Annotated in this window: 10 protein-coding genes; 2 read left to right on the forward strand and 8 right to left on the reverse strand. The window is 38.9% G+C overall.

The features are described 5' to 3' along the window. Positions 1–355 precede the first annotated feature (355 nt). Positions 356–1,894 (forward strand): alpha-L-fucosidase, encoded by a 1,539-nt coding sequence (locus A3EM_RS0110240; RefSeq protein ID WP_157637810.1) that lies wholly within the window; start codon positions 356–358, stop codon positions 1,892–1,894. Positions 1,895–1,993: 99 nt separating this feature from the next. On the opposite strand, the gene A3EM_RS0110245 is transcribed toward A3EM_RS0110240, so the two are convergent. From A3EM_RS0110245 to A3EM_RS0110260, 4 genes are all read right to left on the reverse strand, one after another. Further along, the gene (locus A3EM_RS0110245; RefSeq protein WP_020528113.1) at positions 1,994–3,967 is read right to left on the reverse strand and encodes a c-type cytochrome; all 1,974 of its coding nucleotides are present in this window, start codon (positions 3,965–3,967) and stop codon (positions 1,994–1,996) included. Positions 3,968–4,068: 101 nt separating this feature from the next. Then, on the reverse strand, positions 4,069–5,886 hold the full coding sequence (locus tag A3EM_RS0110250) for a 3-keto-disaccharide hydrolase (RefSeq protein ID WP_020528114.1): 1,818 nt from the start codon (positions 5,884–5,886) through the stop codon (positions 4,069–4,071). A gap of 296 nt (positions 5,887–6,182) precedes the next feature. Further along, positions 6,183–9,584, reverse strand: coding sequence for a DUF7133 domain-containing protein (locus A3EM_RS0110255; protein ID WP_020528115.1), 3,402 nt, complete (start codon positions 9,582–9,584; stop codon positions 6,183–6,185). A 281-nt stretch (positions 9,585–9,865) separates the two neighbouring features. Beyond that, complete coding sequence (locus A3EM_RS0110260) at positions 9,866–10,981, reverse strand: mechanosensitive ion channel family protein (protein ID WP_020528116.1); 1,116 nt, start codon at positions 10,979–10,981, stop codon at positions 9,866–9,868. 413 nt (positions 10,982–11,394) lie between these two features. Between A3EM_RS0110260 and A3EM_RS0110275 the strand changes: the two genes are divergently transcribed. After that, the gene (locus A3EM_RS0110275; protein ID WP_020528119.1) at positions 11,395–11,976 is read left to right on the forward strand and encodes a hypothetical protein; all 582 of its coding nucleotides are present in this window, start codon (positions 11,395–11,397) and stop codon (positions 11,974–11,976) included. 117 nt (positions 11,977–12,093) lie between these two features. Here the strand turns inward: A3EM_RS0110275 and A3EM_RS0110280 are convergent, their stop codons facing one another. The 4 genes from A3EM_RS0110280 to A3EM_RS0110295 form a co-directional block, all read right to left on the reverse strand. Continuing rightward, positions 12,094–13,119: a substrate-binding domain-containing protein gene (locus tag A3EM_RS0110280; RefSeq protein WP_020528120.1), complete on the reverse strand. Its 1,026-nt coding sequence runs from the start codon at positions 13,117–13,119 to the stop codon at positions 12,094–12,096. Positions 13,120–13,381: 262 nt separating this feature from the next. Further along, entirely contained in the window at positions 13,382–14,365 is a 984-nt protein-coding gene (locus A3EM_RS0110285; RefSeq protein ID WP_020528121.1) for an ABC transporter permease, read from the reverse strand. A gap of 15 nt (positions 14,366–14,380) precedes the next feature. Continuing rightward, complete coding sequence (locus A3EM_RS0110290) at positions 14,381–15,931, reverse strand: sugar ABC transporter ATP-binding protein (protein ID WP_020528122.1); 1,551 nt, start codon at positions 15,929–15,931, stop codon at positions 14,381–14,383. Further along, positions 15,918–17,852 (reverse strand): D-apionate lactonase family protein, encoded by a 1,935-nt coding sequence (locus A3EM_RS0110295; RefSeq protein WP_020528123.1) that lies wholly within the window; start codon positions 17,850–17,852, stop codon positions 15,918–15,920. Before A3EM_RS0110295 ends, A3EM_RS0110290 begins: the two co-directional genes overlap by 14 nt. Between the last annotated feature and the right edge of the window lie 66 nt (positions 17,853–17,918).

Below are 17,918 nucleotides of genomic sequence, written 5' to 3' on the forward strand. Positions count from 1 at the left end.
CACCTTCCAACAACTTGTAAAGTTATCTGGAGTTAACACACACAAATAGTATTATTTTAACTATTGATGTGCAAATTTTAGCAATGAAGGTTAAAACTGTATTAAGAATGCCTTCCCGAACCATTCCGGATTCGTCATGATAAATCCATTAGCTTAGGAACAAATTTCATTAAAATAATCTCCGGTTTATTGTACTATTTTCTCAAAAATGCAGGTAAAAAAGGTTCATTCTCACGGTATGGGGCAAAAAAAACCTTCCTGCCTTGGGAGGTAAAACCTTTAACTTGAATCTTATATTTATCTGCTCTACCTTGCTGCTTTAGTTATTTGAATCAATGAATCAAATTTTATGAAAATGGATTTTATAAGGTACAAAATTATTTTTTACCCTTTACTCGTAATTTTTGCAAGTTTATTATCCTGCAATGCTCCAAAGCAGGAGGAACAGGACGAAAGCCCTGAAAAAGAACTGACCTACAAGGCGGATTGGGAATCTTTAAAAAAACATAATGAAGCGCCAGAATGGTTTGCCAATGCCAAGCTGGGTATATATTTCCACTGGGGAGTGTATTCTGTTCCCGCATTTGGGAATGAGTGGTATCCCCGGCACATGCATTTCGAAAATAGAAAGGAATACAAACATCACCTGGAAAAATATGGTCATCCCTCTGAATTTGGGTACCATGATTTTGTTCCCATGTTTACAGCAGAACATTTCGATGCTAAAGAGTGGGTAGAATTATTCAAAAAATCAGGGGCGCGTTTTGCCGGGCCTGTAGCCGAACATCACGATGGTTTTTCGATGTGGGATAGTGAAATAACTCCCTGGAATAGTATGGATAAAGGTCCTAAAAAAGATATTCTGGGCGAATTGAGTAAGGAGATTAAAGCCAGTGATATGAAACTTATTGCCACATTTCACCATGCCAGGCACTTACAAAGACATAATTCTACTTCAGAAAATCCTTATTGGAATAGTCATTATCCATTTTTTGAAGGTATGCCTCCAAGCAGTGAGGATGAAGAATTGAAATACCTGTACGGAAATATTCCGGAGGAACAATGGAACAGAGAGGTTTGGATGGGTAAACTGGTTGAAGTAATAGATAAATATCAACCTGATATTATGTGGTTTGATTCCTGGCTGGATGAAATTCCTGAATCCTACCGACAGGAGTTTTGTGCTTACTACCTGAATGAAGCAGAGAAATGGGGCAAAGAAGTGGTAATTGTAAGAAAGCAGGATGATCTTCCATTGGATGTGAGTGTAGACGATTTGGAGAAATCCAGGAAAAACCGACTGGAGGAAAAAGTCTGGATGACCGATGAAACCATAAGCAAGGGAAGCTGGTGTTATACAGAAGATTTAAAAATAAAACCAGCAGGGGAAGTGCTTCATGTACTCATTGATATTGTAAGTAAAAATGGCGTTTTGTTATTAAATATTTCCCCTAAAGCGGATGGTACTATTCCCGAAGATCAGAGAACATCCTTACTGGAAATGGGTAATTGGTTGAGCAATTATGGTGAAGCTATATATGACACCAAACCCTGGTACACTTATGGGGAAGGACCTACCAAAGAACCTGAAGGCCATTTTAAAAATCATGCAGAATTTCTAAAAATTAAGTATTCGGAAAAGGATTACCGGTTTACCGCAAAAGGAGATAATATCTATGTCATGACGCTTGGAGCTCCTCAAGCTAATGAAGAAATTTTACTGACTTCTTTTTCCAGGGAAAATTTACCCGAACCTGTAGAAATTAGTAAAATCTCATTGTTGGGAAATGATGCGGAAATCGAATGGTCCCTTACTGATGAAGGCTTAAAAATAAGTATACCAGCCACCGACCTGGATGAAATGGCGGTTGTATTTAAAGTGGAGAAAAAGTGAGAAGTGTACTTTTCGACAAATGAATTTGTCCTCCATAAAAAGCAAAAAAGCAAGTCAGATGCTCTGACTTGCTTTTTTTATGAATTTTGATTCTACTTTTTAATCCAAAGAATTGATCCATTTGGCAATTTTTAAAGCTTCAGCTTTTGGAACCTGAGGCATAGGAGGCATTTCAGTAGCATATCCTGGCCAGTTTTCAGGTTTAGGATTGTAAATTAATTCTACAATTTGCTCTGGAGTGTATTTCCTTTTTGCCACATCTTTAAATGCAGGCCCAATTTGTTTTTTGTCTGTATTATGACAAGCCAGGCAGGTATTTTTGGTTAAAATTCCTTTTACCTCGTCATAAGTTGGTGCTGCAGAAGCTACGGCTACAACCTTTTTAGTTGGAGCGGTTTTTTTAGTTGAAGTAGTAGATTTAGTTGGCTTTTTCTCTACTTCCACCGGAATAGAAGAATCCTTTGTGCTCACCTTGGTAATATCTAATTTTTCTCCATTAGGGATATTATTTAGAGTGTAATATGCAGTAGGGTGCACCAAAGAGTAAGAATTATTTTTATCTCTTACACCAGTTAAGGATACTGCATGAACGTGATATTGTTGCAAACTATCCACAATAATTCTGGCTTTCATTCCATCATCAGATACCAATACCCCTTTTACTTTATGAGTCTTGTTTTTCACTGGAGGGCTACCATAAACAGGGTGATATTTATAAGTGTAGCTGTAAACACTGTATGAAGCGATATCTTCAGCAGTTGCCTTATCCACTGGCTGGGTGAACTCGATTTCAAACCCGTCAGGCTTGGCATTAATTTTTAGCATTTCAAAAGGCACCTGATCATTCCAAATTAGCCTTTGAAGTCCTTCATTGGCTTCTCCGGCAGAACCCCAACCTCTGTTAGTTTCACCTACGAATAATGAGCCATCTTCCGCCCATGACATTCTCAGTACACCGGATTGGAATCCACTTCTAAAATCCCATGCAGCCCCCTGATATTCACCGTTTATTTTTTCCAGGTGAACCCTCATGATTTTACTTTGCCCCTGGTCACCCACAAGCAATTGTCCCTGAAATGGGCCAAAAGTATATTCCGGAATTTTTACGATTTCAGAGTTGGAAATACCTAAAATTCCATGAGGTAACCAAACTGCGGGAAGTTTTACCTGATCAAACTCCTTTTTTACATCATATAAGGTTTTGAAGTCTTTTTCGTCAGTAATATTCTCTGGCTTGATATATCGGCCATTTTCATTTTTCACCTGTCTGTTGTCTATTTTGGCAAAAAATTCTTCTTCCGATAAAGTTACAGGAGAATTAGGTGAACCAGACCAGGCTAATCCTGCTGGGTGACCTACGAAATCCCCTTTTTCAACCTGCCATATTCCTCCGGAACCAAACCAGTCTCCCTGATTATCTGTATAAAAAAGTTCACCATCAATCATGCTAAGACCACAAGGACTTCTCATTCCGGTGGCCCATGGCTCTAATTGACCATCCTGATGAATTTTGAAAATCCAGCCTCTCCATGGCACCCTGCTTTCTCCTCTCCACCATTCTTCGTTTCCAAAGGCCACATTTCCTGACACAAAGAAGGAACCATCAGGAGCGATTTTAGGGCCGTAACTGTATTCATGGTAATGACCTGAAATTGGCCAGGCCGAAACAGTTTCGTAAACATCGGCATAACCATCTTTATTGGTGTCTACCAGTTTGGTTAATTCCCCTCTTTGGGCGCAATACAAAGCACCATCCTTGTATTCTAAACCAAGAATTTCGTGAAGCCCTGAGGCAAATTTCCTAAAATATGGGTTCATACTGGTAGGGTTCTCTACTATATAAACATCACCACGTCTGGTGGAAATAGCCAGGTCTCCATTTGGCAGGGTGGTAAGTCCTCCAACTTCCAGAATAGTTCCTTCCGGGGAAGGTACTTTCATGATCTTAAAAAAATCTTCCTCTAAAGGAGATTCCTGAGCGGAAACATTGCTCAGAAATACAGTGGAAAATAACAGGGCAAAAAGCGAAATGAGGCTTTTCCCTGCTTTTAATTTGATTAATATATTTTTCATTTTTCTAGATTCTTTTTATTGTGGCTGAATAATTCACGAATTTAAATTTGCCACAATGACTGATAATGAATTTAACTGCTCAGTAATGGAATTACCTTTTATTAGAAAAGGATGGTATAACTAAGGGAATTAGTCACCGGAGCGATTAATTCCTTTTTCCCATTGATTTCCCTAATGACAGGTTTTACCTGACTGGCATTGTCCACTCTGAGGTAAAATGATTTATCATCAACCAAATACAATCCATCTGACAAATCTTCAATTGAATCTCCGGAAGCCAGCTGGATATACATGCCTTCTCCTGCACTTTCCAGTTTTATATTTCTTTTGAGTGCTTTACCATCTTCCGATACCCTGATTTCATCATGAATGGTCTGATCAAAAATCTGATATTTAAAAGTAGGAAGACCAGCCTCATTCAGGTAATATCCCTTTGGTTTGTAACCAGTACCAGTTGTATCCTGTTTAAATGCTGTGGCAGAACTGGCTAATTTTTGAACAACCGGAAGCGGTTTGCCAAAGAATTTTACAGCTCCCATGGGCTTGGAAACGCCATTTCCACGGCTATGCCACATAGGTGTAGCATCTAAAAATTCCCCCTTCCAAAGCTGAACAATCATGCCATTATCCATATCGTAGGTATAGTGGATTTTTTGAGGACTTCCTACAGAAACTGCATGTACCACTCTGTCGGCTTCAGGAACATCTACAAAACTTCTCAATATTTTAGTTTCAGGGGCATGAACCAAAATCGGATCAGCTGTCCTGTTGGTATTGAAATTATCCTCAGTGAAATGGAATCGTCTGATCCCTTTTCCTTCTAATGCAAACCCGATGCTTCCAGGCACCCAGCTCACTGTTTTGGCATAAACAATTTCCAGGTCATGCTCCCCTTTGTCTAATGAAATAGGTTTTCCTGAAAGGATTTTTTCTCCATTAATTTTCGTAGCTCCAAATCCTCCCGGGGCATTGATATAAAATTTAAATTCATCTGCTTCAGGAACACTTAGCTTACCATTGAATTTAATCAAAAAGTTATTTTTTACATGGCTTACGTTTGCAGTTAATTTTTCAGTTTCCCCCGACTTTTTGGCCTCAATTGAAGCATAATCGGGCTCCACCTCAAATACCCCTTCATAAACATGATATTTCAAATCACTCATGGTAGGGTTTTTCTTGCCATAGTTTGTAATTTGAATGTTTCTAAAAGCTACAGGCCCATGATCTCCCTGAATTCTCAAAGGTCCTTTGCTTACTTCATTTTCAGCCATGGGGCCTCTTGTCGGACCAAAAAGCTCCACATCTTCATGAATAGTCACACCATTGAGTTCGATTTCCAACATTCTGGCATTGGCGATTTTTTTGCCACTTTCATCAAATTTAGGTGCCTGAAATCTGATTTTTAAATGTTGCCATAAACCCGGGGCAAGACTTGGGTTTTGTCGAGGTGCATAACCCTGGTAACCTTTTTGGCCATCTGGCTTACTTTCATCCCATCTTTCATAGATCCCGCCATTGTCACCAGCTTTAGGATTTTTCACTCCCCAGCTATCCAGCAACTGGACTTCGTACCTTCCTTGTAAATAAATTCCTGAATTAGAACCTTTGGCCATCATGAAATCCAGTTCCAGGTCCATATCACCAAATTCTTCATTAGAATAAAGGTCTAATCCTTTTTTCTTTTTGGAAGGATTATTGACCAAAATTCCGGTTCCTTTGGACACTTCCAAAGTTTTGTCCTCCTGTAAATCTGCTACCACATTGCCCACAATACTCCAGCTTTTGCCTGGTTCCTTAAAAAAGGAGAGGTCGTCCAATGAAATATTGTTTTGGGACATGCCGATCTGGGCATAAAAAATTGTGAAGCCAAATACCCATTGCCATTTCAGAGTATTCAGCACTTTTCTGCTCTTCTTCATTTTTGAATTAATAATTCTGATGTTTGATTTTCATATGTGCCCTCCTTGATAGAATAGAGCAATTTCTACGCTACCCGGGAGTATTGGCAAGATTGTAAATATTTAAGTAACCAGCCTTAAAAAACCGTGCTTTTTGACGGCCTCTTTTTCCGCTAAATTGCAAAAAAAGCTGCCAGGCCAAAAATACACCATTGCTTATGATCAGCTACCCGATTTATTATGATTTTTGGAATAATTCCATGTGAATCCTTTATCAAAAATAAGTGATTTTAGGGGCAAAGCATTTCTCCTATTGTCTACCCTTTTAAATTACTTAAAAATTCAACCACATCCCTGATTTCCCTTTTTGACATAATAGTACCCATTGGTGGCATACTTGATGGTAAGTTTTGTCTTTCTTTAATTCGGGATACTGCCACTTCAAGTGGTTCAGCTGCTGAAGTTCTTATAATCAGTTCATGTTCATTTTCCTCCATCAAAATCCCGGAAACAGTCTGGCCATCATCAAGGGTGATGTTTACCATTCCAAAACCTGGAGAAAGTCTTGCACTTGGCTCAATTAAAGCCTCCAGAATCTGTTCTCTGGTGAGAATATTTCCAATATTGGTAAGTTCAGGACCTACTTCACCACCCTGCCCTTTCACCACATGGCAACGGACACACTGACCAGTTGAATTTCTGAAGAAATATCTCGATCCTACTCTGGCATCGCCACCATAAAGGGCCTCCTGAAAAGCAGCCACCGTATTACCTTCTTCTGGTTTTACCGAAGTGAGTTTGGTTATTAATGCCTCTGATTTAGTGGCTTCAATAGCTTCTGATAAATCCAGCGCTAGAGTAGGAGATAATTTTTTGCTTTCCAGATCATCTATCAGTTGATCAAAAACTTTTTGCGTTTTCTCTACAGGCATTTTACCCAATACTTTCAGCAATTCCTGTTGTTCTTTCAATGAACCTTTTCTGAAAACAGAATTAGCCATATCGGATAATCCGGCTTCTGTGATATCCAGTTGGTTTAGCAATCCCAGGGCTGAAGCTCTTACCTGACTATCGGCATCTGCCATTCCTTTTTTGATCAGGGATTCCATTTGATCGTATTCCAACTCAAATAAAACAGGTATTAAAGCTGCTTTAACTTTTGGTGATTTGGTGTTGGCAAAAAGTTGTACCAGTTTATCATTTTGGTTGGAAATATTCAGGTTTTTCAACATGCCTGAAGTGGCCACAAGAATATCTTCATTCTTTTCACTTAAAAATTTATCCAGATTTTCTCCAACCTTTGTTTTTACCAATAAATCATCTCTTTTGACTACGCCTCTGTATCGTCCATCTACCCTATCCGTAACTGAAGGCTCAGCCCAGGTGCCCAAGGTGGCAATAGCTTCGGCCCTTAACACCGGGGAAATGTCCTTTCTTTGGGCAAAGTCAATCAATAAATTGAGTTCTTTTTCTCCTCCAACCCTTAAGGCTGCATTTATTGCTCTCCTTAATAATGGTTCGGTGGAGAATCTGTCTTCTGCAAGAATTGCAGCCAGGGCAGGTAAAGCAGGTTCAATTGACCAGTCATCATTAATGCCTCTGGCAGCTTCAGTCACAATATATTCGTCCTGATCGTTTAGGAAACTGGCAATTTTTTCATTTTGTAATCTCCTTAAAACCAATACTCCGGCAATTCTTAAAGACCTGTTTTCATTGGTAGATAGCGCAACTACAGGTTCCACTTTTCCAATTCTGGTAAGTGCCAACACTCCCGCATGACGCAAGTAAAGGTCCTCATCATTATTGGTTTTAAGCATTTCCAATATTGGCTCAATAGCTTTTTCATATTTCAACCTTCCCAAAGCCTGAGTGCTGAAAAATACCACTCTTGCATGGTCATGGTTTACCAGTGGAATTAAAGCTTCGGCTGCTTCGGGATATTTCACATCGCCAAGAATTTTGGCTGCCTGAGCGATAATTTCCGGATCGGAATCCTTTAATAATGGAAGCAGTGATTGGGCATATTTCAAATCTTTTCTGGCTAACTGGCCAATACCCCATATTCCGTGAATTCTGGCCAGTTGGTTTTCTTTTTGGGTAATTATTTTTTGAAATACAGCATCCCCATCATTTCCTCTGGAAGCCAGTTCAAACTGTGCTTTTTGCCTGATTCTCATATCTGAATAAGACAAAAGCTCCAATAATTTTTCGTCACTCTGGCCAGCATAATCCAGCTGCATCAATTCCTCTGTCTTTTTCCTTATTTCTGCCAGATCATTTTCATTATTGGTCACATCCAGTTTCCATACTCTTCCATAATCCTTTGTACCCCAGCCATTTATCCAGTCTGCTACATATAAAGCACCATCAGGTCCAAATTTTATTCCTGTGGGCAATACACCTTTAAATACTTCAGTCTCACTTTGCAGGTCAAATGAAGCACCTTTGGGTTTGAGGGTAAATCCCCAAACAGGAGATCGGCTTGGATTACCTACAAACTCTACCAGAAAGAAATGATTTTTCCATTTGGATCCCAAAGCTGTCCCAGGATTATAAGCCATTCCGGTAGGGCCATTATGGAAATTTTTGATAGGAGGAATAATGTGAGCGGCCTGTCCTTCCCATCTGGGTTTAAAAAATTCCTCATCCATCCACACTTTATAGTTGTTGTTTTTGGGATCAGTATATTTCCCATACTGCCAATTGGCTCTCCAGCCGGCATCAGAACCTTCTACAATATGTACCAATCTTTCACTTTCACCAGGATGGTCACCATCGTTATCCGAACTGATGATGTTGCCATATTCATCGAATACAAATTCGTGGGTATTTCTCAAACCAGCAGCAAAAACTTCAAAATCGCTTCCATCGGGATTTGACCTTACCAAAACGCCCTGATTGGGATATTTATGATGTGTGCCATCCGGAGCGGTAATATTGGCTCCAATATCTCCAATGCCCCAATAAATTTTACCATCAGGCCCCTCAATGGCACCTGACATTCCGTGGCCACTGAAACCAATATGCACGGCATAACCATGGCTTATAGAGGTTTTTTCATCGAGCACTCCATCATCATTGGTATCTTTTAAACGCCACATATCTGGGCCTATCCCTACAAAAACATCTTCCCGCCTTACTAAAAGGGCACCGGCTACATCAGTGATTTCCTCATTAAAATCGCTGAGAATTCTGGTTGATACATCCGCAATACCATCTCCGGTTTCATCAGTCAACTTCCAAACTTCATCTTTTTCTACCGCAAGGTCTTTCCAATCGTGACTGCCATCATTATTCAAATCTTTTAACCAGGAATTTTCTTCACTTTTCTCCGGAGCAAAATATTCTCTTAAAAAAGCTCTTCTATCTTCAACAGTCTCCAGGGCAATGGATGGGGTGATCCAGTTTCGGTGGCCCCTGATATCGAATTCGGAGTTTTTCTGACGATTTGTTCTGGTGAGGTACACATTTCCAAAGTCATCTACAGACATGGCAATGGGATCGGGAGCCAGGGAATCGGAAGCCCAAAGGCTTACTTCAAGTCCATCGGCCAACTGGATGGCGGTGTTTTCTCTTATTTCCTTTGCTCTTTCAGCCAGGCCATCAGCATTTTCTCTAACGGTTAATGGTGTTTCTTTGGGTTTTTCTTCTTTACAATTACTTAAAAGGAATAAAGGAAGAAGGTAAATTATTAAATTTCTGAGAACGTTAATTTTCATATTCTGAAACTCTGAGTAATATAAATACACTTTTATAGGAATCGGTTTCCTTACCTTTTTAGATGAGTTTAAGGCAGGTAAAGCAGCCACTTTCCTATCAATAAAGCATCATGATAAGTCAAAATTCCGGCAATTTTAACGAATCATAAAGAGCAAAACAAATGAAATGGCTGAATGCGGAAAATAAAAGGGATAAGATCGGGAATTTAAGGTGTAGAAGGGATTTAAAACATTTGCGAAGCCTTTTGAATCGATAATTATGGTTTATTTTCTCCTCGTTTTTACTGAGCCGAATTTTGTTGGGGATTTGCGTTATGACTATTCTCAAAAACCACTCTGGAGCGGGGAAGGCTGTTGGGATAATTTTTTTGTAGGAAAGTAATGAGCTTTTCCCTTACCAATACCCTTAAATCCCAGGCGGTAGGAGAATCTGCAGCACTTACCAATGCCCTGATTTCCACAGTTTTTTCCGTAGAATCTGTCACCTGAAGTACATTCACTTTTCCATCCCAAAGATCAGTTTCATTTAAAATTCTGGTTTGTTCTTCCCGAAGGGCATCGAATGGCACATTGTAATCGGTATAAATAAAAATAGTTCCTAATATATCTGAATTGGTTCTTGTCCAGTTTTGGAAGGGTTTTTCTATAAAATAGGAGGAAGGCACTACAAGTCTTCTTTCGTCCCAGATTTTTACCACTACATAAGTCAGGTTAATTTCCTCAATTCTTCCCCATTCATTTTCTACAATGACCACATCATCCAGGCGGATGGGTTGGGTAAAAGCCAGCTGGATTCCAGCGAGAATACCTCCTAAAATCTTCTGGGCGGCAAAACCCAGAATAATCCCGGTAACTCCGGCTGATGCCATTAAACTCAGTCCTATTTTTCGGATTTCGCTAAAACTCATTAAGGCCAGGGCGACAGCAATAACCAGAATTAGGGATACCAGAATCCTTTCTATTATTCTGAATTGTGTATAAATTTTTCTGGCTCGGAGATTATTCTTTTGCCCAATATCATAGTGTTTCAGCACAATGTATTTGATCAGTCCTACCAGTTTGATAAGGATCCAGGTAAGAATCGCGATCAACAATAGAGTTAATACTTTTTTAGCAGGATTTGCAATTACTTCAGGTACCTGAGTGAATAGCATAGGAAGCCAGAGGGAAATAATTGCCATTAAAAGAATAACTGGTGTTTTCAGCCCTGTGCGAATCTTTCTGGCAAATTCATTTTTAGATTTTAGCTCAAGTCTTTTCACCAGTTGGTTGATTCCCAGGTAAATAGTGAATGTCACTATAAAAATAATTCCTACCCCAAGTAAATAAGTCAGGATATCTTTTAGAGGAAAATTAAAATCAAATACGAAGCTGGAATTGCCCAATGAAAATGTCATAGTTTCAGGTTGATTTTGTGCCGGATTTCAGAAATAGAAAATTCACTTATAAAAGACAGGGATTTGCCTGCGGTTTTAGGAAGGTGAAAGCTGATGAAGATATTACAAAACTAAAGTATAGGATTGGAAAAGGAAAAATGCTTTTTGATATCAATAGTTTTTAAAGCTTATGATTATGGAAATTTGGAGGTTAACCGCAATACCAAAAAAAAATATGGGATAATTCCAACCTCATATAAAATGGATGTGTATTTATTGTTGAGTGTTATGATTTATGGATATTATTATTTTTATTAGAATAATGAATTAAAAAAATTCAATTATTAAACATTTAAAATCAATTATTTGAAATACTCAAACTCAGGATACTCCTACTAACAAATTAAATATTTTTCATCCAAAAAACTATTTATATGAAAGTGCAAAATTCTATTCTTTTACTTTTAGTACTATCTACAATTTCCCTCATTGGTTGTAAAGATGACGAAGTAAAACCTAACCAGTTATTATTGAACACCGATGTGGAGGAAGGGAACAATGATCCTGATTATTGGTTTAAAAAGCAAAGCTCTCAATCCCAACATAATTGGTCGACAACTGAGGCTTATTCTGGTGAAAAATCTCTGCACATTAACACAGAAACAATTGATTCTTTAGACTTTTCTCACTGGGCTCAGATAATTAATTCCAATATTCCGGTTGGAAAAGATGTCACACTTAAGGCAAAAATTAAAAGTGAATTATCTGGGGAAGGCATTAGTTTGGTGATTAGGGGAGATGACACGGAAGACCCTAGAGATAACGATGGTTTGGCAGAACAATTTATAACTACTTATGGTAATACAGAAATTACAGGGAACTTCGACTGGAAAGAATATACTCTTAAACTTGAAAATGTAGAATCAGAAATTAAAAGCCTCACCGTGTTTTTAATATATCTGCAAAATACAACAGGAGGAGTCTATTTTGACGATATTACCTTAACTTATGATTAGGTAATACCCAGATTGATTTAGTTGCAATTTTTGAAGCCCTTGTTTTTTCAGGGGCTTTTTTTATTATAGACCTTTCCTCTTTTGGCTAATACAGGAAACCTACAAATTCCGAAAATCCTAATAAGGCGATTCAAATAACTCAATATTGGTTTTATCAATGGTGAAAAGTCCTGTATTTACCGAAAAAGGAATATTGGTGATGCCGGCTTTTTGATCGTCACCTGACAGGGTATTGGTTTTGTGTACCATATCGTATAAAAACTGGGCGCCATACCAGGTAAATAATTCCCGTTTTTGTCCTACCAAAGTCTGGATAACGCCATCTCTTACCAGTTTTAAATGCTCTGGTTCGGTATCCACCGTAGTTATTTTTATTTTGCCCACCTTTCCTGCTTCTTTTACTGCCAGGCCAATGCCCGGCCCACTCATGGCATCAAATCCGCAAATTCCAGCCAGGTCAGGGTTGGCACTGATCAGGTCAGAAGTAATTCTGGCAGCTTCTTCTACATTGGCTTTGTCATCATATTTCCCTACAACTTCTATTTCTGGGTAATTTTTCAAGACATCCAGCAAACCCTGGAAACCAGCTTCCATATTGGCTAAACCAATGATGCCCATATAGGCAATTTTACCTTTTCCTCCGATCAATTCCACCATAGTTTCCCCTTGCATTCGTCCGATTTCATACCAATTGGTGCCCAGAAAAGCATGCCTTTTAGAATTTACAATATCCGAATCGTAAACTACCGTGGGGATGCCAGCATCCACAGCCTTATTGATAGCGCTGGCAATGGCAGGATCAGTGCCATTAATTAAAAGCCCGGCTGGTTTGGAAGGAATCACCTGCTCAATGAATGAGATTTGGGAAGCTACATCCCATTCGGAAGGACCTAAAACTGTGGTTCGTACGCCCATTCTTTTTCCCCATTTTTTAAAAGCGGCCTGATCATGATTCACATACATGGGAAAATTGACAATGGTAGTGATCATCACATATTCCTCATCGGGATTTACTGGCTTGGCGGCTTCCTCTTCCGCCTTTTTTTCTTTGAAATAAGCACCTTTAGAAGGATCACAACTGTACAATCCCAGGGTAAATAAGGTACAAAAAATTAGGAAAAGTTGATTTTTATAAGTTTTCATTTTCAGTATTTTTAATCAAGTTATTTCATTAATTTCTCTGGCTAAAGTTTGTAACTTTAGCTTCATAATAAAAGGCAGTTTGTAACTGCCAAAAATCGCAATAGCGGTCAGACTAACCAAGTTTATCATCCTCGTTTTCAACGAGGATGGCTGAGAAAGGCGATTGTATCGCCAGTCTTGCGGAAAGTTGCAAACTTTCTTTTATTAAATAGGCTTAAGTAAACGCTTCGCTGATACTTAAGCCAAGCAGAGCTAATACTTCTTACTCCACCGCTTTTTTCAAATATTTTTTAGGTGTTACCCCTACATTTTTCTTTAAAATAATATCGATGACAACTGCCAGAATCAGGATTAGTCCAAGAATGATTTGTTGCCAGTATCCGGAAACTCTAGCCAAAATCATCACATTGCTGATCAGCCCCATAAAGATGGTACCCAACATAGCCCCCACAATTTTTCCCTGACCGCCAAGCAAACTTGCTCCACCTAAGATGACAGCAGTAATTACCCTTAATTCCATTCCCTGTCCGGAGGTAGACATAGCTGCTCCTAATCTTGATGAAAGTAAAATTCCGGCAAATCCGGCAAGTGCAGAAATCAAAATAAAGGAATAGATTTTCATTTTTTCCACTCGTATTCCCGACAGCTTTGCTGCTTTTTCATTTCCTCCTATATAATAGTATTTCCGGAAAAAGGTGGTTTTGGACACTAAAAAGGAGAAAAGTGCAACAATGATAAGCATAAACCAGACAGGAGTTTGGAAACCAAGAATTACGGTTTGGCCAATTACATTAAAGCTCTCCGGAAAGTTTTGAATTCCAGCGCCACTTACCATTAATGCGAGCCCTCTTACAATACCCATCATGGCGAGTGTCTGGATTAAAGGATTTATTCCGACTCTGGCTACAAGGTACCCATTGATAAAACCAATGAAAATGGCTCCACCCATTCCTGCTAAAATGGCCACCGGGACGAACACTCCAAAATAATACATAAGAAAGCCTGTAAAACCACCGGCAAAAGCAACTACCGATCCCACCGAAAGATCGAAAGAACCTGAAATCATTAAAATCATCATGCCCACAGCCACAATGGTTTCTATCGAAAGATTAAGTAAAACAAGCGAAAGGTTGTCAAAAGTGGGAAATTTTGTAGGCCATATAATACTGCTGATAATAATGAGTATGGCAATGGTAATAGAAAGGGTGATTACCCGGTCTTGTAATAGTTTAGTTGATAATTTCATATTTCATATTTTTTTTCAGGAAACCGAAATGGGTTGTCCTTTTTTTGTTAAGTCACTGGTAAACATGTTTTTAGTACCGGAAGCGTAATGCATAATTTCTTCTTCTGAGAATTTTTCCCTGGGTAGTTCCGCAGTCATGTTTCCATTGCACAGCACCAGAATTCTGTCACTCAAACTGAGTAATTCTGGTAATTCTGAGGAAATCATGATAATAGAAGTTCCTTTTTCCGTGAGTTCTTTTAAAATCGCATAAATCTCTGATTTTGCCCCTACATCTACCCCATGGGTGGGTTCATCGACTATTAGTACTTTCGGATTGAGCAACAACCACTTGGCCAGTACTATTTTTTGTTGGTTTCCCCCACTCAGATTCACTACTTTTTGTTTGGAATCAGGTGTTTTTATGCCTAGTTTCTGAATATAAGCATCGGCAATTTCAGTGATTTTTGAAAACTGCAATAATCGGTTTTCCACAGCTACTACCAGATTTGTAGCTACTATATTTTCCTCTACAGTCATTTCCAGAAACAGCCCCTGTTCTTTTCGGTGCTCAGGCAAATAACCAATCCCCAAATTCATAGCCTCCAGCGGGTGATTAATGGTAACCTGATTTTGATTCAGGAAAAGCCTGCCTTCATACTTTTTATCCATGCCAAAAATAGCTCTGGCCAATTCTGTCCTTCCTGCACCCACAAGGCCGGCCAGTCCTAAAATTTCTCCTTTTTTCAATTCGAAATTAATATTTAGATAATCAGGCCCATTAAAGTCTTCAACCTTCATTACGATTTCATCTAAAGCATGGCTTTTATAATCCTGCTTAACCAAATCTCTTCCCACCATCATCCGGATAATATCGTCTACCACAATTTCACCCACTTCCTTAGTTCCCTGATATTTGCCATCTTTGAGTACAGAGACCCGATTGGCGATCTGGAAAATTTCGGACATTCTGTGGGAAATATAAATCACGGCTACACCTTCTTTTGTAAGTGAGCGAATGATTTGGAACAATACCTTGGCATCAGTTTCGGAGATAGAAGCTGTAGGTTCATCCAGGATAAGAATTTCCGGGTTTTGAGAGAGTGCTTTGGCAATTTCCACCATTTGTTGTTTTCCCGGAGAAAGATATTCCAGCTTGGTGGTAGGATCAATATCTGCCATGCCCAGTTTTTCAAGTAAAATTCTGGTTTGGGCAAAAAGTTTTTTAAAATTGATGAATCCCCAACCATTAGTAGGTTGATTTCCGGCATAAATATTCTCTGCAACGGAAAGATCGTTTACCAGACTTCTTTCCTGATAAACAATGCCAATTCCCATTTGCTGGGCCACCTGCTGGTCCTCCATTACCACTTGTTGGCCTTTAAGTATAATTTCTCCACCATCAGGCTGGTGGTTGCCCGAAAGCACGTTCATCAGGGTACTTTTACCTGCACCGTTTTCTCCACAAAGGGCATGTACTTCTCCGGTTTTCAGTTCCAAAGTCACATTTTCCAAAGCGACCACCCCAGGGAAATACTTGGTGATGTGATTTAATTTTAGTTTAATATCATTTTCATATTTTTCCATAGGCAATGCCAAAAGGCTTAATCTTTAAAGTTAAGCCATTGTTTGAAATTTCATATTTATCTAAAGTTAGTTTTTCAAAAAAATCGAGTTCATTCCAGGAATCCTTTACATTATTTTCATCTAAAAATCCTACCCAGCAACTGGCCTCATTCATTGCTACATCAATCGTAACTTCTGATCCACTATAATTGGCTATTAACAGTTCATCTCGGGAATTTTCCTCCCTAAAAATAATTCCCTTTGTTTTTAAAGGCTGGCTGCTTTTTAAGGGTATCCACCTGGCTTTTTTATTTTTTAGGAACAATTTGAATATATGATACAAGGGAAAAATCATTCCTTTTGCAGCATAAAATTGTTCCGTTAAACCAGGTTTGTATTGCCCGGCCATAATTCCCCTCCAGCCAAAAGTTTCAAAATAAGTCAGGCTGTTTACTCCAGATTTTTTTAGTTCAACCATACTTCCCATTGTCCAGGCTGCTCCATAAAGAGACATTTGCCGAGAATCTACCTGTTCGGGCAGTACACCTGGTTCATTTTTCATTGCTTCGGTAGTGGCATTGGGATTAAATCTTGGCTTTAAAGTGATGGGCGAAATATTAATTTCTTTATGGGGGAAATAAGCCTTTGCGCTATTAACCGTATAAGCCTGTGCGGCCAAAGTTTCAGTCAGGGAATCATGATCAAAAGCATGCACCTGAGGATTGAGGGAATAACTCACAAAATCAAGGTTTGTGGCTTCCACTCTTTCCCGATTCAATTCTGTGAAATAGGCATTGGTACCAGCCCCAATTTTTGCCTCTGGAAAAGTAGTTTTCAATTTTGGAACTACTGCATCAATCAAATTTTTTGGGGTAGATTTAAATGCCTGATGAAAAATAAGAATATGGGAAATGGAAGGATTAATTTTTAATGCAGCCGAACAGAAACTGTTTAATTCTTTTTCAAACTGATTGCTGAAAAATAAAACCAGTTCAAGGGCCAGTTCCAGTTTTTGAGCTTCACCTACTGCAGCGACCAGGGCAACTTTCCAGTTGTTTAAAGTGAGGTTCACCTCTGCACGGAAATGGTCAAACCCAATAGATTTAATTAAACCAATGTCCTTTTTGGTAAGTTCCAGACCCGTACTAGATTTTTCCAAACCAATTTTAGGGTTTATGCCATAATCTTCAGGCTCGGGAACTAATGAAATGATTTTATTTTCTTCGCCTAATGACAAAGTGTTTCCAGATACTATTGATAGTTTTATGGTTTGATGTACTTCCGTTCCTTTTTGGAGCTCAACCGGAAAGGGGAGCACCAATGGCGTGCAATAGGTTTTGTAGGAATCATCAGTCCAGTTTCGCTGGTCTTCCATTTCAAAAGTATCTCCCTCAAATTCCAATTTTACCATTGTTTCCCCATCAGGTTTCCAGGAAATAGCTTTCATATCCATAAATGGCTGATGTGGGCTGATATTTTGGGGAAATTGGCCTTCCACATCATTTCCATTAACAAGGTCAACTTTACAGGATTTTCCGGCACATTCGGCAATTGGATGGAGCACACAAAAGCCGGATCTGTTTTTCCTAAAACTTTCCAGTGCTTTGCCTTTAATTTCAAATATTATTTCTCCAATTTCCTTTCCCTTTAGCTGGCAATTCCAGACAAAAGGGAATGCTGGATTTCGGGAATGCCACTCATAACTGATGGAAAAAGATTGATCATGGGCCAGAATCTTTTCATGTTCAATTTGTCCTTCAATAGTATCCCAGTTTTGATCTCGAAGGGCAAAATAAATCATCCGTAGCACTTCGGAATTACCCAATTTGATATATCTCAAAAATCCATTTTCATAAACCATACGAAACCCACCAGCCCTCAATTCCCTTGCAGGTTTTAAAGGTTTTTCATTTCCATAGTAGAGTATTTCTTTTGAGATCATTTTCTAATCCACTCAGTTAAATTCTTTTTTTGCTTATGGCTAAAGTTTGCAACTTTAGCCTTTTGA

Source organism: Flexithrix dorotheae DSM 6795 (assembly GCF_000379765.1).
In the GTDB taxonomy this organism is placed as follows: domain Bacteria; phylum Bacteroidota; class Bacteroidia; order Cytophagales; family Flammeovirgaceae; genus Flexithrix; species Flexithrix dorotheae.

What these genes read in the sequence shown, in the direction of transcription:
- A3EM_RS0110240 (WP_157637810.1), top strand. Translation starts at nt 356, where the DNA reads ATGGATTTTATAAGGTACAAAATTATTTTTTACCCTTTACTCGTAATT.
- A3EM_RS0110245 (WP_020528113.1), bottom strand. Translation starts at nt 3,967, where the DNA reads ATGAAAAATATATTAATCAAATTAAAAGCAGGGAAAAGCCTCATTTCG.
- A3EM_RS0110250 (WP_020528114.1), bottom strand. Translation starts at nt 5,886, where the DNA reads ATGAAGAAGAGCAGAAAAGTGCTGAATACTCTGAAATGGCAATGGGTA.
- A3EM_RS0110255 (WP_020528115.1), bottom strand. Translation starts at nt 9,584, where the DNA reads ATGAAAATTAACGTTCTCAGAAATTTAATAATTTACCTTCTTCCTTTA.
- A3EM_RS0110260 (WP_020528116.1), bottom strand. Translation starts at nt 10,981, where the DNA reads ATGACATTTTCATTGGGCAATTCCAGCTTCGTATTTGATTTTAATTTT.
- A3EM_RS0110275 (WP_020528119.1), top strand. Translation starts at nt 11,395, where the DNA reads ATGAAAGTGCAAAATTCTATTCTTTTACTTTTAGTACTATCTACAATT.
- A3EM_RS0110280 (WP_020528120.1), bottom strand. Translation starts at nt 13,119, where the DNA reads ATGAAAACTTATAAAAATCAACTTTTCCTAATTTTTTGTACCTTATTT.
- A3EM_RS0110285 (WP_020528121.1), bottom strand. Translation starts at nt 14,365, where the DNA reads ATGAAATTATCAACTAAACTATTACAAGACCGGGTAATCACCCTTTCT.
- A3EM_RS0110290 (WP_020528122.1), bottom strand. Translation starts at nt 15,931, where the DNA reads ATGGAAAAATATGAAAATGATATTAAACTAAAATTAAATCACATCACC.
- A3EM_RS0110295 (WP_020528123.1), bottom strand. Translation starts at nt 17,852, where the DNA reads ATGATCTCAAAAGAAATACTCTACTATGGAAATGAAAAACCTTTAAAA.